16 protein-coding genes and 1 pseudogene are annotated in these 15,115 nt (G+C 61.3%); 13 read left to right on the top strand and 4 right to left on the bottom strand.

Annotated elements, in window-relative coordinates:
- Nucleotides 1–67: 67 nt before the first annotated feature.
- Both ureG and KIP88_RS17760 read left to right on the top strand, forming a co-directional pair.
- The gene (gene ureG / locus KIP88_RS17765; RefSeq protein WP_214489222.1) at nucleotides 68–706 is read left to right on the top strand and encodes an urease accessory protein UreG; all 639 of its coding nucleotides are present in this window, start codon (nucleotides 68–70) and stop codon (nucleotides 704–706) included.
- Between the two features lie 385 nt (nucleotides 707–1,091).
- Nucleotides 1,092–2,750: an HWE histidine kinase domain-containing protein gene (locus KIP88_RS17760; RefSeq protein WP_214489221.1), complete on the top strand. Its 1,659-nt coding sequence runs from the start codon at nucleotides 1,092–1,094 to the stop codon at nucleotides 2,748–2,750.
- Nucleotides 2,751–2,957: 207 nt separating this feature from the next.
- Here the strand turns inward: KIP88_RS17760 and KIP88_RS17755 are convergent, their stop codons facing one another.
- A complete protein-coding gene (locus KIP88_RS17755) occupies nucleotides 2,958–3,506 on the bottom strand; it encodes a sigma-70 family RNA polymerase sigma factor (protein WP_214489220.1) in 549 nt (182 codons plus the stop codon).
- Nucleotides 3,506–3,703: a NepR family anti-sigma factor gene (locus tag KIP88_RS17750; protein WP_108514289.1), complete on the bottom strand. Its 198-nt coding sequence runs from the start codon at nucleotides 3,701–3,703 to the stop codon at nucleotides 3,506–3,508. The genes KIP88_RS17755 and KIP88_RS17750 overlap by 1 nt, the downstream gene beginning before the upstream one ends.
- Nucleotides 3,704–4,010: 307 nt before the next feature.
- On the opposite strand from KIP88_RS17750, the gene KIP88_RS17745 reads away from it, so the two are divergent.
- The 6 genes from KIP88_RS17745 to KIP88_RS17720 all read left to right on the top strand — a co-directional run bounded on the left by KIP88_RS17745 (nucleotide 4,011) and on the right by KIP88_RS17720 (nucleotide 9,538).
- Entirely contained in the window at nucleotides 4,011–4,817 is an 807-nt protein-coding gene (locus KIP88_RS17745) for a response regulator (RefSeq protein WP_214489219.1), read from the top strand.
- Nucleotides 4,818–4,943: 126 nt separating this feature from the next.
- Nucleotides 4,944–5,942 (top strand): DUF808 domain-containing protein, encoded by a 999-nt coding sequence (locus KIP88_RS17740; protein WP_214489218.1) that lies wholly within the window; start codon nucleotides 4,944–4,946, stop codon nucleotides 5,940–5,942.
- A gap of 163 nt (nucleotides 5,943–6,105) precedes the next feature.
- Nucleotides 6,106–6,294: a hypothetical protein gene (locus KIP88_RS17735; protein ID WP_214489217.1), complete on the top strand. Its 189-nt coding sequence runs from the start codon at nucleotides 6,106–6,108 to the stop codon at nucleotides 6,292–6,294.
- A 222-nt stretch (nucleotides 6,295–6,516) separates the two neighbouring features.
- Nucleotides 6,517–7,398, top strand: a complete 882-nt coding sequence (locus KIP88_RS17730) for a DMT family transporter (protein WP_214489216.1) — start codon at nucleotides 6,517–6,519, stop codon at nucleotides 7,396–7,398.
- Between the two features lie 85 nt (nucleotides 7,399–7,483).
- Nucleotides 7,484–8,758, top strand: a complete 1,275-nt coding sequence (locus KIP88_RS17725; protein WP_214489215.1) for an MFS transporter — start codon at nucleotides 7,484–7,486, stop codon at nucleotides 8,756–8,758.
- 477 nt (nucleotides 8,759–9,235) lie between these two features.
- A complete protein-coding gene (locus KIP88_RS17720; protein WP_214489214.1) occupies nucleotides 9,236–9,538 on the top strand; it encodes a GlsB/YeaQ/YmgE family stress response membrane protein in 303 nt (100 codons plus the stop codon).
- 77 nt (nucleotides 9,539–9,615) lie between these two features.
- Here KIP88_RS17720 and KIP88_RS17715 read toward each other — a convergent pair whose 3' ends face one another.
- Nucleotides 9,616–10,296 carry a Crp/Fnr family transcriptional regulator gene (locus tag KIP88_RS17715; RefSeq protein WP_214489213.1) on the bottom strand — a complete coding sequence of 227 codons (681 nt, stop codon included), beginning with the start codon at nucleotides 10,294–10,296 and terminating at the stop codon, nucleotides 9,616–9,618.
- 1,455 nt (nucleotides 10,297–11,751) lie between these two features.
- Between KIP88_RS17715 and KIP88_RS17710 the strand changes: the two genes are divergently transcribed.
- From KIP88_RS17710 to KIP88_RS17700, 3 genes and pseudogenes are all read left to right on the top strand, one after another.
- Nucleotides 11,752–12,114, top strand: a complete 363-nt coding sequence (locus KIP88_RS17710; protein ID WP_214489212.1) for a phasin family protein — start codon at nucleotides 11,752–11,754, stop codon at nucleotides 12,112–12,114.
- 102 nt (nucleotides 12,115–12,216) lie between these two features.
- On the top strand, nucleotides 12,217–12,462 hold the full coding sequence (locus KIP88_RS17705; RefSeq protein ID WP_214489211.1) for a hypothetical protein: 246 nt from the start codon (nucleotides 12,217–12,219) through the stop codon (nucleotides 12,460–12,462).
- 85 nt (nucleotides 12,463–12,547) lie between these two features.
- Nucleotides 12,548–12,751: pseudogene (locus KIP88_RS17700) on the top strand (PRC-barrel domain containing protein); the annotation flags it as partial.
- Between the two features lie 398 nt (nucleotides 12,752–13,149).
- Here the strand turns inward: KIP88_RS17700 and KIP88_RS17695 are convergent.
- On the bottom strand, nucleotides 13,150–13,641 hold the full coding sequence (locus KIP88_RS17695) for a peptidoglycan-binding domain-containing protein (RefSeq protein ID WP_214489210.1): 492 nt from the start codon (nucleotides 13,639–13,641) through the stop codon (nucleotides 13,150–13,152).
- Nucleotides 13,642–13,978: 337 nt separating this feature from the next.
- On the opposite strand from KIP88_RS17695, the gene KIP88_RS17690 reads away from it, so the two are divergent.
- Together KIP88_RS17690 and KIP88_RS17685 are read left to right on the top strand one after the other, a co-directional pair.
- Nucleotides 13,979–14,215, top strand: a complete 237-nt coding sequence (locus tag KIP88_RS17690) for a hypothetical protein (RefSeq protein ID WP_214489209.1) — start codon at nucleotides 13,979–13,981, stop codon at nucleotides 14,213–14,215.
- Nucleotides 14,216–14,312: 97 nt separating this feature from the next.
- Nucleotides 14,313–14,924 carry a 2-hydroxychromene-2-carboxylate isomerase gene (locus KIP88_RS17685; RefSeq protein ID WP_214489208.1) on the top strand — a complete coding sequence of 204 codons (612 nt, stop codon included), beginning with the start codon at nucleotides 14,313–14,315 and terminating at the stop codon, nucleotides 14,922–14,924.
- Nucleotides 14,925–15,115: the final 191 nt, after the last annotated feature.

Below are 15,115 nucleotides of genomic sequence, written 5' to 3'. Positions count from 1 at the left end.
ATCGCGAGGCCGCGGCGTATGGGTCCCTGCGTTCGCAGGGACGACCACAACACAGAGGTCTGCCCACATGTCTAAATCTCACGGTCCCCTCCGCATCGGCGTCGGCGGTCCCGTCGGCTCCGGCAAAACAGCGCTGATGGACCTGCTCTGTAAGTCGATGCGCGAGCGCTACGACATCGCCGCGATCACCAACGACATCTACACCAAATGGGATGCGGAGTTTCTGGTGCGCTCGGGCTCGCTGACGCCGGACCGCATCGCCGGCGTCGAGACCGGCGGCTGCCCGCACACCGCGATCCGCGAGGATGCCTCGATGAATCTAGCCGCCGTTGCCGACATGCGCGCGAAATTTCCCGATCTCGATCTGGTCCTGATCGAATCCGGCGGCGACAATCTCGCCGCGACGTTTTCGCCCGAACTCGCCGATCTCACGATCTACGTGATCGACGTCGCCGCCGGCGACAAGATCCCCTCCAAGGGCGGGCCGGGCATCACCCGCTCGGATCTGCTGGTGATCAACAAGATCGACCTCGCCCCGCATGTCGGGGCGTCGCTGGAGAAAATGGATACCGATGCGAAGAGGATGCGGGGCGAGCGGCCGTTCGTGATGACCAACTTAAAGAAGAGCGAGGGGCTCGATCGCATCATCGGCTTCATCGAGACCAAGGGCGGCCTGCGCCCGGCCGCGAAGGCCAAGGCCGGGTAGGCCGAGATAAACGGCCAAAGATAACGGTCGAGATAAACGGCCGAGCCAGGTGGGGCGCGCAAGCGACCGGAAAAACGGTCAGGCCAGCGGCCGGGTGGGGCGGCGCGTTAACATTAATAGTCGGCCCGCCGCCACAGCCTCGGATTTGTCCGTCTTCGCTGGAACCAAATTGGCGCTGTCAGATTATCAACCTCTGGCCCCGCCAATTCAGCGTTAACGGTGGCCGTGTTGTTTACCTCGCTGCCACCTGTCAGTTGCGTGCTGATGAGCGCTCCGTCATATTCGCCGCGGTTGGCCTTCGCGCTATTGCCATGTGCCTCTGCCCCGGCAGACCCAAAGATGCTTCCGATACGTCTTCGCCAATACGTCATTCCCGAGTAAGCGAGTGGTTCGGCTGGGCTTCATTATCGGCTTTATCGCGCTGATCGGAGTTCTGCTCTCCGGTCTCGCGGCCTATCGCGTTCACGAACAGGAACTGGCGATCGACGGCATTGCGCTGTCCCGCGCCATCGACGTCCACGCCAGCCTGGTGCAGGACCGGCTGACCGAGCGCGAATTGCTCGCACGCGTTGCATCCGGATTGTTTCGCGCACCTTCGGTGGTGAAAGCCAACATGCTGCAGCCGCTGCGCTCGGCGATCTATGCCTTCAAGACCGATTTCGTGACCGCGTTCTGGATCGCGCGGCTCAAGTCAAGCGACCTGGCGGCGGCGCAGGCAGAGCTCAAGAGCGCCGGCTTCACCAACCCGACGATCAGGGATTTCGACGACCGGCCACTCGACATCAAGGCGATCGACAAGCCGCTCGACGTCCTGATGGATCTCGAACCGCGCAGCGCGGATACGCTGGGCTTTCCCGGCCGCGCCTACGACCGTCACTCGGTGATCGGGCCGATGCTGGCGAAGGCGGCGGAGACCGGCAAGCCGGTGGCGTCGGACCCGATTCCGCTGCTGCGGCAGGGCGGGCCGGTCGGCCTCGTGCTCGCGTCCGCCATTCTCAAGGAAGGCACCACGGAGCCCGCAGGCTTCGTGACGTTTTCCTACGAGCTGGCGTCGTTGATGCTGACCAATGACGACCGCTCGCTGTTTGCGGTGGTGCTCAAGGACCCCGATGACGCCAGCGACGAATATGTCGCCAACGACCAGGGCGTGATCACCTTGCGGGCGGTCAGGCAGGGCGATCCGTTGCCGTCGGTGGTGCGGACAGTGACGTTCGGCGGCCGCGACTGGTCGCTCGGCTATTACGCCAAGAACAACGCCGCGCAGCGCGCGCAGCAGACGGCGATCATCGTGGCGGCCATCGGCTTCGCGCTCACCGGCATCGTCTGCGGCCTGTTCGGCTATGTCGCCTACAACAATCTGCGGCTCAGCCGCGAGATCCAGGTCCGGATCGGTTTCGAGCGGCGGTTGACCGCCGTCATCGACGAGCTCAACCACCGGGTCAAGAACATCCTCGCCGTGATCCAGTCGATCGTGACGCGCACGTTGCGCCACGGCTCCGACATGGACGTGTCGCGCGAGCTCCTGATCGGCCGCATCCATGCGATGTCGAACGTGGTGACGCTGCTCAGCGAAAGCCAGTGGCAGGGCGTCAAGCTCAAGGGCCTGTTTGAGTCGCGCGCGATCCCGCATGCCGACCGCATCGTCGTCAATGGCCCGGATATCTCCGTCAGCGCGCGCGCCGCGCAGTCGCTCTCGCTGTTGTTCTTCGAACTGGCGTCGCATTCCGACGAGGGCCTGTCGCTGGTCGGCAAGCACCCGCACATCGTCGCCAACTGGGAAGTCACGGGCGAGGAGCCGGATGCGATCTTTCATTTTCGCTGGGAAGAGTTCAACACCAGCGCGGCGACGCGGCGGGAAGACAGTGATTTCGGCCTTATCCTGCTCGATCGCGTAGCACCCGAAGCGATGGGCGGCACCGCGAAGCGCTATTTCACCGAAGTGAGTTACGTCTACGAACTCACCGCGCCGATGGAAACCGTCGTCGACATGACCGAGCGCGACCGCACCGAACAGATTTCCGCACCCGTGCGGCCGGTAAGGTAGGGGCACGCTCTCTCCGCACGTCGTCCCTGCGAAAGCAGGGACCCATAACCACCGCTGCAAGTTGTCCGATGACAGGCTCCACGAAATCCGGGGCCGGTCTATGCCGTGGAGTCCCGGGTTACGCTGCGCTTCACCCGGGCTACGACATCGGCAATAAAAAAGGCGGCCGCTCGGGCCGCCTTTTTCCATGTCATTTCGATAGCGTCATCACCCGCCGTTGCCGCCGATCACGGCGCGCACCGTTTCATCGGGACCAAAATCCTCGGCGCCCTCGACATAGAGCAGCGCTGAGAGTTTCGAGCGCGCGCGGTTGACGCGGCTCTTGATGGTGCCGACCGCGCAGCCGCAGATGGCGGCGGCGTCCTCATAGGAGAAGCCGGAGGCGCCGACCAGGATCAACGCTTCGCGCTGGTCCTGCGGCAGCTTGTCGAGCGCTTGGCGAAACTCCTCGAACTCCAGATGCGCATTTTGCGCCGGCTGGGTCTTCAGGGTTTTCGCGTAGTTGCCCTCGGCGTCCTCCACCTCGCGCCGCCGCTTCCGGTAGTCCGAGCGGAACAGGTTGCGCAGGATGGTGAACAGCCAGGCCGGCAGGTTCGAGCCGGGCTGGAACGAGTCGATGTTGGCAATGGCGCGCAGCAGCGTTTCCTGAACCAGGTCGTCCGCACGGTCGCCATTACCAGAGAGCGAGATCGCGAACGCGCGCAGGCTGGGTACCGACGCCAAAATGTCGTCGCGAAGAGAGTCGGTGAGAGGCATTAGTCCCTCCCGTCGTTTTTTGCTGGGTCGTCGATTTGGGCCGCCGCCGCTTCCGGCCCATCGAGCTTCCGGATCAGTTCTGCAAAGCGGTCCGGCACGCCCTGTCGGACCACATCGTCGTACATGGCGCGGAGCTGGTGCCCGATTCTGGATTGAATCTCGGCGTTAAGCCCGCCCTGCTTCTTTACTTCCTTCATGGTCTGATCCACGCTTCCCCGAGAGTTAAGTCTCTGTGGTTTCAAGAGAATACCTCGAAATTGGGCCTAGGTCGCCGCGTTGTAGGTTGAAGGCTAATGCGAATACGTCCGGATGGTTCCGGAATCTGGGAACTTTTTTTGGAACTTTTTTGCCCTACGCGAGTAATCGGGGGTGACAGGGGAACCGGGGTCCCCCCGCCGAAACTAAAATTGACGCCCGACGCGGCGCTTTAAGGTTACGTCCGCCCGGCTGAGACCCTAAGTAAGTACGGCCAAGGATACGGCCCTAGATAAGGATTAAATGGGGATGTCCCGATCACAGCTCGTTGCTGAACATCTGCCGCTATTGCGGCGCTATGCCCGTGCGCTGACCGGAAACCAGGCCTCGGGCGATGCCTATGTGGGTGCCATGCTGGAGGCCCTGCTGCAGGACGGCTCGCTGCTCGACGAACGGCATGGCCCGCGCGCCGGGCTGTTCAAGCTTTTCACCCAGATCTGGAACTCGGTCTCGCTCAACGACAACCCGGACGTCGCGACGCTGGCGCTGCCGCCGGAGCGCAGGCTGTCGAACATCACGCCGCTGCCTCGGCAGGCGTTCCTGCTGCTCTCCCTCGAAGGCTTCTCCGAAGAAGAGGTGTCGTTCATTCTCAACATCGACATCCCCGAGACCCGCCAGTTGACGGACGCCGCCGGCCGCGAGATGGCAGCGGAAATCGCCACCGACGTCCTGATCATCGAGGACGAGACCTTCATCGCGATGGACCTCGAGAGCCTCGTGAAGAACCTCGGCCATAACGTGATCGGCGTCGCCCGCACCCATGCCGATGCGGTGGCGCTGGCCAAGAACAAGAAGCCCGGCCTGATCCTCGCCGACATCCAGCTCGCCGACGGCTCGTCGGGCCTGGATGCGGTCAACGAGTTGTTGAAGGTGTTCGAGGTGCCGGTGGTGTTCATCACCGCTTACCCCGAGCGCTTCCTGACCGGCGAACGCCCCGAGCCGGCGTTCCTGATCTCGAAACCGTTCCAGCCTGCGATGGTCTCCGCCGTCGCCAGCCAGGCGCTGTTCTTCCAGCGCAACTCGCGTAACCGCGCCCCGCGGGCGGCCGCGGGCTAGAGCCCATATTTGTACCTGGGGTAGGAATGATCCGGCGCGCTCCCCACTGCGCGCCGGATTTTTGTTGAGAACAATCCGTTACGGTCTTCCTGTCTTGATGATGTGGAGCAAGGGGAGCAAGGATCGATGAGTGTCGGGCTGATCGGCCTTCTCGACGATATAGCTGGTATCGCCAAGGTGGCTGCAGCCTCACTTGATGATGTGGCGAGCCAGGCTGCCAAAGCAGGCGCCAAGGCGGCGGGTGTCGTCATCGACGATACCGCCGTTACACCCGGTTACGTGATCGGCTTCGAGCCGAAGCGCGAGCTTCCCATCGTGGGCAAGATCGCGGCGGGATCGCTGCGCAACAAGCTCTTGATCCTGCTGCCGGCTGCCCTGGTGCTGAGCTACTTCCTTCCCTGGACGATTACGCCGCTGCTGATGCTGGGCGGCGCCTACCTCTGCTACGAAGGGACGGAGAAGGTGCTCGAGGCCATCATGCCCCATCATGCCCATCAGCATGAGGCCCAGCTCGGCACCGTGGCGTTGAACGCTCAGTCGGTCGAAGACGAGAAGATCGCAAGCGCCATCAAGACCGACTTCATCCTGTCGGCCGAGATCATGGCGATCACGCTGGCGGCCCTCCCCGTAGGAAGCATCTGGAAGCAGGCGCTTGTGCTGGCGGTCGTGGCGATCGGAATCACCGTCGCCGTGTATGGCGTGGTTGCCTTGATCGTGAAGGCCGACGATGTCGGTGTGGCGCTGGCACGGCGCGACGGCGCCTCGGCGATCGGCCGCGCGCTCGGACGTGGCATCGTTCGCGCCATGCCTGTGTTTCTGAAGATTCTCAGCGTGGTCGGCACTGCCGCCATGATCTGGGTCGGCGGCGGCATCATCCTGCATGGCGTCGAGGTCTACGGTCCGCCTGCAATCCACCATGCCGTCAAGGCCGCTGCCGAGGCGGTGGCCCACGCATTCCCGCCGCTTGCCGCGATCCTCGAATGGGCTGTCGAGGCAGCCATATCCGGCGTGATCGGCCTCGTGGTCGGCGCCGTATCTATTCCGGTCGTTGGATTTGTCTTCGCGCCTGCATGGAAATCGCTGAAGCGCTTTCTGCCCGGCCGTCAGACTACGTCCGCTCAGTGAAGGGCCGCCTGTCGGCACCGTATCGAGCGTACCGGGTTCCGCTGCGCAAAGCCGGGCTTATAAACCTTCGTATAGCCGGTCCATCCATTTCGATGTCGGCCATCTACCTCGGTACAATAGAGCAGGGCGAGCGAAGATCATAACGTCGTCACGTCGAGGCAGGATGTACCATCCTCGCATTGTCTGCGCATCGTCGATCTCGTCTCCGGTCGTCAGCGCCGCCTGCCTCGTCACCTCGATCGCCGCAATTTCCGTTCGCGCGGGGCGATCACGCGACCTCGCGCATGATTTCCGATTGAGGCGCTATGTGAACCAGTTCACCTTCGGATTGCGACGCTGGCGCTATCATTAACTCTGCTGATTCTCCGCCGGCCCCCCGGATTTCGTATCTCAGGGCTGCGATTGCCGGCGTTACCGAGTTCGCGGCCAGGCACCTCCCCCTGGCTCGGGCCACCAGCCTCGAAGCTGGTCGGACTTATCCGGCGCGCCCCACCTGCGCGCCGGATTTTTTGTGCCAAGAGCCATGCGCGCGCTCACCATGGAGCCGCGGGTTCCAGGCTGCTAAGCACTCGGCATGGATGAGGCGCATCGCGGCAAATGGATCGGCTTTCTCTGCCTTGGCGTCACCGCCTTCGGATGGGCGCTGAACTGGCCGCTGATGAAGCTGCTGCTGCAGCAGTGGCCGCCGCTGTTCGCCCGTGGGCTCGCAGGCGTCGCCGCCGCGCTGATCCTGTTTTCGATCGCAAAGGCGAGGGGGCAACCGCTTGACGTCCCGCGCGAGGCGGTCCCGCGGCTGCTGTTCGCGTCCTTCACCAACGTCTTTGCCTGGATGGGATTTTCGACGGTGGCGATGAAGTTCGTCCCGGTCGGCGAGGGCGCGCTGATCGTCTACACCATGCCGATCTGGGCTACGCTACTGGCATGGCCACTGGCCGGCATCCGCCCGAAGCTGGTGGATATCGCAGCGCTCGTCCTCGGCGTCGGCGGTATCGCCGTGCTGCTGGGCGGCAATGGATTTTCCTTCGATAGCGGACGGATCATCGGGATCGTGTTGCTGTTCTCCGCGGCGATCCTGTTTGCGATCGGCAATATCCTCAACCGCGTGGCCTTGCCGATGCCGCCGCTGGTCGTGGTTGCCTGGCAGGTCGGGCTCGGCTGCCTTGCAATGCTGATCCTTGGCGTTGCGTTCGAGCAGCCAAACTGCGGCGCGCTCACGGCGCAGGGGCTTGCCTGCTTCATCTACATGACGTTGGTGCCGATGGGCCTCTGCTATCTCACCTGGTTCGAGACGTTGCGACGCCTGCCGCCTTCATCGGCCTCGACCGGCATGCTGCTGGTCCCCCTGATCGGCGTGATCTCGGCGGCCCTCATTCTGGGCGAGCCGCTCGGCCTGCGCGAAGTCGTGGCGATGGTACTGACGCTCGGCGGCGTGACGCTGGCGCTGCAGAGGGCGTGATGGGTGGATTGCTTGTTGAACTGCGCCCCACGCCCGCATAGGGTCGCTGCAGCAACAAGAAAATAAACGGAAACGTCCTTCACCGATGCAGTCCGCCGAGCGGCCTTTGCCCTACCGCCGGGGCCTGATCATCGTCGCGACAATGGCCACCGCCTATGTCGCCAGCCATTTTTTCCGCGCCTCCAACGTCACCATCGGCCTCGATTTGATGCGCGACCTCGCCATCGGGCCGGAAGCGCTGGGCGCGCTGACCGGCGCGTTCTTCTTCGGCTTCGCCGCGATGCAGATTCCCTGCGGCTTCTTCTTCGACCGGTTCGGGCCGCGCTATACCGTGGTCGGCATGCTGATCATTGCGAGCCTCGGCGGCGCGCTGTTCACGCTGGCGCCGAGTTGGCCGGTGCTCTTGACCGGCCGGGTGCTGATGGGCGCCGGCTGCGGCGTGATGCTGATCGGCAGCATGGTGGTGATCTCGCGCTGGTTTCCGCCGGACCGCTTCTCGACACTGACAGCCATGGTGCTGTCGATCGGCCTGCTCGGCAACCTCGCCGCCACCACGCCGCTGGCCTGGGCGTCGGAGGCGGTCGGCTGGCGCCCGGTGTTCGGCGCTGTCGTCGTCTTCATCGCGCTGGCGACGATCGCGATCTGGCTGGTGGTGCGCGACGCGCCGCCAGGTCATCCATTCCTCTCCCGCAAGGTGGAACCATCAGGCGAAATGCTCCGGGGCATGCTCGAGGTGCTGCGCAACCCGCGCCTGAAGCCGATCCTGGCGCTGAACTTCTGCAACTACGCCTGCACCTTCACCGTACAGGGCCTGTGGGGTGGTGCGTTCCTGCGCGAGGTGCATGGCCTCAGCCCGATCGCGGCCGGCAACGTCCTGCTCTGCGCCGTGATCGCCTACCAGGCCGGCATGCTCGCCTTTGGCCCCCTCGACCGCCGGCTCGACACCCGCAAGGGAATCGCGATCGGTGGCACGCTGGTGATCGTTGTTCTGCTCGCGATGCTGGCGCTGTTTTCCCACCCGCCGGCCTGGCTGCCGGTTGCCGTCATCATCGCCATGGGCTTCTTCTCCGCCTCCAGCACCATGGTGATGACGCACGGCCGCGGCATCTTCCCGGACAGGTTGATCGGCCGCGGCATCTCGACCATGAACACGTCGGTGATGCTCGGCGTCGCCTGCATGCAGACGCTGTCCGGAATCATCATCGGCGCGTTCGAACCGCTGGCCAGCGGCGCGCGCACGGAGGAGGCTTACCGCGCACTGTTCGGCACGCTGACGCTGGTGCTGATCGTCGCTCTCGCGATCTACAGCCGCTCGCAGGACGTGAAGCCGAGTGACGAGATGCGGGCGGCGGGGCGGTAGCCCTGTACTTACGTCGGCGTCTTCAGCTCGCCGGAGATCCAGCTGGCCGAGACCGCATTCATCGGGTCCTTAGCGACTGCGTTTGTGAAGCTGTGGTCGCATTTCCTGCACTCAAACGTGCGGAGCTCAAGGCCCTCCGGGCCGGGCGCAATCCCGATCAGCATCATGCGGCCTTCGCATTTCGGACATCCGGGCCGGCGGATCGGAAGCAGGCAAGGTTCGGGGCGCGTATGTAGTTCCGGCATGGTGCATTCCCCCGCGGATCAAGGTGGGAGCCGTCTGCTTCTGCCACCGGCGGATGCCGCTGACATGCAATGATTCAAGCAAGATGCCGCGAGTCGAAGTGAAGCCACTGTTCAATTTTGCTCACTCCCGGAAATTTAAGGCGCCGTGGTGCAGCCAATTGGTCAATTCGATACAGACAGCAGCACTGCCAGTCTGTGATGCTTCCTCTCGGGCAAACCGCGAGGTCACCAAATGCACATGTCGAGCGAAAGCCTGTTGGTCATATTGTTTGTCGGCCTCGTTGCCGGCTGGCTCGCCGGCCAGATCGTGCAAGGGACCGGCTTCGGACTCATCGGCGACGTTATCATCGGAATCCTGGGCGCCTTTATCGGAAGCTGGTTGCTGCCCCAACTCGGTATCCATCTCGGAACCGGATTGATCAGCGCAATCCTCAACGCCACCATCGGGGCCGTATTACTCCTGCTCATCGTGCGCCTCGTTCGTAACGGCCGTGGCGGCGGATGGGGGTGGCAAAGGAGCTGGTGGCGCCGATAGATACCTGCGTCGCCCGCGCGGAGCCAGGGTTGGTTCGGCAATAACGTGGCGCTCAATGACCGCGACGAGATATCAGGTCACGGCTCGCGCTTGATCTCGGGCTTGTCGTACAACACCGCGTTCAGCAATGAACTGTTGACCTCGATCTTCCCGTTGTAGGTGATGAAGCCGAGCTTGCGGAATCTGTTCATGAAGAAGCTGACGCGGGATCGCGTCGTACCGATCATCTCGGCCAATGTTTCCTGGCTGATATTCGGAATGATCGGTTGTGGGCTGCCCTCCTTGCCGAAATTCGCCAGCAGGAGCAGCAGGCGCGCCAGCCGTTTTTCACTGGAGTTGAAGAGCTGGTCGATCAGGTCCTCTTCAATCCGGCTATTGCGGGTCAGCAGATAGGCCATGAACAATTCGGAAAACTTCGGCTGATCGTGAAGCGCCTGGAGCATGGCCGTCTTCGTTATCGCGGTGACCAGGCACTCCTCCATCGCTGTCGCCGTCGCTATACGCAGCGAATGGCCGTTCATGCAGCCTTCGCCAAAAAACTGGCCAGGCCCCAATATGCCGACCACGGCTTCCTTGCCTTGCTCGGATATGACAACAACCTTGACCCGGCCTTTTTGAATATAGAAGACCGTGCTCGCCGCGTCGCCCTGCGCAAAGACAATCCCATCCTTGCGAAATTCAAGGATGGTCTTCCCTTCGCCCACCTTGGCGAGAAATTCCTTGGGATCAAATACTGCTTGGTTGGCTTTGTTTGGCATGTCCCGTTTCGTCGCGGCGGTGGGACGCCTATCCTACCATTCAGGCCGCCGACATCAGAAGTAAAAGTGCCGCACGATGGGGGCTTTTCGCAGCAGGGATGAGCCGGGGAGTCCCGCCCTGAGCAACCGCGCGCCTTCATGGAAATGGCATGTGAGATCCAAGCGGCCGAAGGAGCATTCGGCTGCGGATAACTGATGAAGCGGTTAGCAAAAGCCGAAGCCGGAGCCGGATCCAACAGGTCGCAAAACTGGCCTAGTGGCTAGATCGCGACTGCAAAACTCCCGGTTGTCTTGCATTCCGAACACTCGAAGATGCGGACTTCATGACCGGGTTGAGCAGGCTCGATGCAAGCCAACCGCATAGGCTTGCCACACTTGGCACACGGAAGAATTCCGGTCTCCGCGCGGCTGTATAGTGGATTTGGTTGGATAGATGACATCATGCTTCCCTGTATTGGGCGGGAGCATTACCGATCTCTCTGTCGCCGATAACGGCCTATTTCGGACGACGATGGAGCCAGTCTTGCCCCAATACCCAATGCGGGGCTGGTCAATATTGACCACTATTGAAAATTTCGTTCAGCAAAAACGGCCCCAGTGTGGGGGACACTGAGGCCATCAATGCAGGATGCCTTGGGCAGGAAGGCGATCCATGCGGGGTTAAGGTCTCCAACCAGCACTTGTTCCGCCGGGTTATAGGATTGTGGGGCAGAGTCTGTGCGTTCGGTCATGAGCTGACATGATAAAAGGAGCTGCCGCCTGAGGCGCCTTACGTTGGCGCTTGCAGTTGTCCGCGAAGCCACGCGTTCGTTCTGAGCGACTTCATGGGATCGAATAGTTCGACCACAGTCTGATGGACGTGATCGCACGCAGGGCACTCAAACGTCTGAATGTCGAAGCCCAAGGGGCCGGGTGTAATCCGCGCCAACGTGGTTCTTGTTTGGCATGCGGGGCAAAGTGGTCGGATGATGATCATGATGCTTCGCCTTGGATCAGGCGAGAGCGTTACAGAACTCTCAGTCACCGGTAGATACCGACGGGGGCGGTGATGGCGCCAGCATGGAACTTCAGAAATTCCGCCGCTGTTCCGTTTTGCTCACATTCCACAATAAATTAACGCATCGTTAGCGAATTACGACACTCCCGGATTCAAGCTAAGACAATTGCTTGAAACAGGAACAGCCGAGACAGCGGCACGATCAGGCACGGTATCGTTTCATCCAAATCGAACAGACCGGAATAGGCGCATTTCTCTCCGGGATCGCCCGGAAGATTTGCTCACAAAACGCTGCAGGGCGAATGCAAACCGAGACGCGGCAGTCATAACACTGAGTTCCGATAACATCATGCGAACACACAAGCACCGCCTAGAGAACAAGCGGGAACTGCCTTTCGGTGCAACCATTGACGACGCGCAACATTGACTCACTGCTAAACAACCTAAGGATTTTCATAATGTCTAATACGAACCAGAATAACGCAAATCGGAATTTATCGCAGCCGCAGGATGGCAGAGAACAGATCGATGCCGCTGCTGCATCGATGAATTCCTTCCCGGCCGGCTTTCAAGCGATTGCCACAGCTTACAGCGACTACGCCAAAAAATCGTTTGAAGACACCAGATCGTTTGTCGAGCAGCTCTCGGGCGTGAAGTCGGTCGACAAGGCGATTGAAGTTCAAGCGGAATTCGCAAAGACGGCTTTCGAGACGTTCATGGCCGAGTCGCAAAAGATTGGTGCGTTGTATCGCGATCTTGCCACGGAATCCTTCAAACCGTTCGGTGGATTTCTTGCCAAGATGACCCCGACGAATCGATAAGTCTTACCCTCGCGATGTCAGCGCAAATCGCCCTGCTCGTCGCGGGGCTTTTTCTTTACCGCAGCCGGGGGCCTGCACCTGCAGTTTTACGAGGAGAACATCATGTTCAATGTTAATCCGCATTTCCAGAATCTGTCCCTCGATCCAACGGAGATGATCGCCGTAAACGAGGCATACGACCTGGCATGTCGAACGCTTCAGAATATCGGCCAGTTGGAAGTGGATCGCGAAATCATCGCCCGGGGAGTTCTGCGAGCCGTAAAAACTGGCGAGCGGAATGCCAACAAACTATGCGCGCGTGCCATCAATGGATTGACCGCGTTCGATTACCGGCAGCATGGCGCGTGACACGGCCTCCGTTGAACTCACATGCTCGGTTCAATCGCCGCCAGCCGCAACGATCGGCTCAATCGACTTTATGTCTGAAAACCCCATGCCAACTGTGAAAATTCGCGCGTCCACGATTCTCGGCGAGTTCGAACAAGCTCAGACAGAGCTTGTCGACAAGGCTGTGATCCTCACCGACGGCATATGCGGGACCGTGGACAAGGTATGGCTTGACGAATTGCACGGCCTGCGAATTTCGATCCGATGTCATGATGGAAAGTGGCCTGTCTCAACGATCAAGTTCTCGCAGACAGCTGAGTTTGTCAGGCCGCAATACCAAGCGATCTCGAGTCCAAAGGTTCAGGAACTTGTGAGAGGGCGGGCAGTTGGCCCTTCACAGGAGATTTCAATGCATAAAGATGGAAATCAAATAGTTGAGACGGCGGTGGAGGCAAGAGGCGGTCTTTTGGGCAGGCCGGTTCTCCTGGTGCTGCTTGTTAGCTGCATTCTGGCAATTGCCGCACTTATCGCTACGTATTCGGGTGCTTGAGCGCGGCCCTGGACGATGTCTGCCTTACCACGACGAGCACATCACCGAGCGAGAGGGTGAGGTCCGATAGGTGCCATACGCGGCGTTGCGCTCATGTGCCAAGCCCTGCTGATCGTGGGCCAAAACGCTTGAGAGCTAACGCTCCATAATTTGTCGGGTCACCTGCGTCCGAACAATCCACCCACCACGCCGCCAATCATTCCGACTGGACCGCCAATACTGCGGTGATGGCTCCCGCCGCGACGGCGGGCCGGACGGCTGTCATCGGATTTGTCGCTGCTGCCAAGGCTCGCGCGCGCCGCCGAGACGGACTCGGTCAGTAGCGCCTGATGCTGCAGCGTGTCGAGGAAGCCAGTTTTGGGATAGCCGCGTGCCGCCTGCCAACGCGTGATGACGGCGCGGGTCGACTTGTCGAACCGTCCATTGACCTTGGTGTTGAAGCCGAGACCGGTCAACCGCCGCTGCACGTCGCGACGCTTTCCCTTGTCGAGTCCTATCCGATCTTCGGTTTCCTGAGTTGCCTCTTGCGCAGTGGTCGCCGGATCGACGGATGCCAACAGATCACGGTCGGTCGTGCTCGGACCGGCTTTGGCAACATTTGCACTGACGAGAATTCCAAAGACTGACAATGCGAGGATGAAGACGCGCAATGGCTTATCTTCCCTGATGTAAAGTCTCTCGATGACTTCGCTTTGAGCAACTGTTATCCGGACCACTTGTTCCCTATCGCACGTCGAATGTTACGCCGTATTGCTCTGAGACCGGCGCTGGCGGGGAGAGGGCAGCCCGCGCGCCCGACTCCGTCGTTATGGCGTTGGATGTCCGCTGGGGGCCCGGCTTGTACACCGCAACAAGCCGGGCGCCTGTTTTTTCCAGACCACGGCGATTATAGCAGGCTACGGTAAAGCTCTAATTCCCGGTTGCAGTGCACGATTGCCATTCCGCCTCAGCGGGAGGATGTTCAGCATCGGCACTAGGGAGAGCGGCATGAGCAAGGCAGGCCTCGACAATCGCAAGCAGGATGGTGAAATCGGACACAAGCACGGCGCCACGCCCATTGGCACGTTGCGCAAGATTTACGGGCAGGGTTTTGCCGCCGGTTATCCCCCAACCGACAGCCTGAGCCAGGCTTTGCCTTACCTGAACGAGACATCGCTGAACCAGCTTCGCCGCGACTACAAGACCGGTCATCTGGATCACAAGATCACGAACGCCTTGCACTAAAGGCGGCCGTTATCAGTCGTGGCTGAAGGGAGGTTGCTGGCATACCCTCGCAAGGCTAGCTTGATTGACATCAGCCTGCTTGGGGGAATCCCGGATTATGCCGGTCACTATCGACTATTACATGACGCTCACCTCGCCGTGGACGTATCTTGGAAGCGCGCCGTTCGCCGAGATCGCCGAACGAAATAACGCGACCGTCAACATCAAGCCCTGTACGTTCGGGCCGATCTTCGAGCAGACCGGCGGGCTGCCGTTGCCGAAGCGCTCGCCGCAGCGGCGCGCCTACCGGATGATGGAGTTGAAGCGCTGGCGGGAGGTGCTGGGCACTCCGATCAATCTCGAACCGAAGCATTTTCCCTGCGACGACGCTGCGGCGACCCGCCTAGTGATCGCGGCCAAGCTGCAGGGCAAGAATGCGCACAGGCTGTCGATCGAGCTTGGGCGTGCGGTATGGGAACGAGACGAAACGCTCGTCGATCCCGTAGCGGTCTCGTTGGCCGCCCAGCGCGCCGGCCTCGACGCTGCGGAGCTGCGCGCGGGCGGTGTTTCGGACGCGGAACTCGACGGGCTGCGTGAGAAGTTCACGCAGGAGGCGCTGAGCGCGGGCGTCTTCGGTGCGCCGAGCTACGTGCTGCCTTCGGGCGAGATATTCTGGGGCCAGGATCGGCTGGAACTGCTGGAACGCGCTTTGAAGAAGCTGGCGTCGTGAAGAAGTGGTTTAGCCAAAAAAAGCAGGGTGCGACCGGCATCACCACGGTCGCACCCTACGTCGCCGGTCAATGGGGCAGGGGGAATAACCGGCTGCCGGGATGACTCCGAGCCCCCCGGAGTCGTTCCATGGAGCCGCAAATATTTTTCGTACACGGTTAAGTGATCGAGAAGCGTCGGACCCCCTTCGGC

Origin of the sequence: Bradyrhizobium sp. SRL28 (assembly GCF_018596315.1) — a bacterium.
Classification (GTDB): domain Bacteria; phylum Pseudomonadota; class Alphaproteobacteria; order Rhizobiales; family Xanthobacteraceae; genus Bradyrhizobium.
Note: the sequence above shows the minus strand (reverse complement) of the source record. Positions and strands in the feature narration are given on the sequence as shown.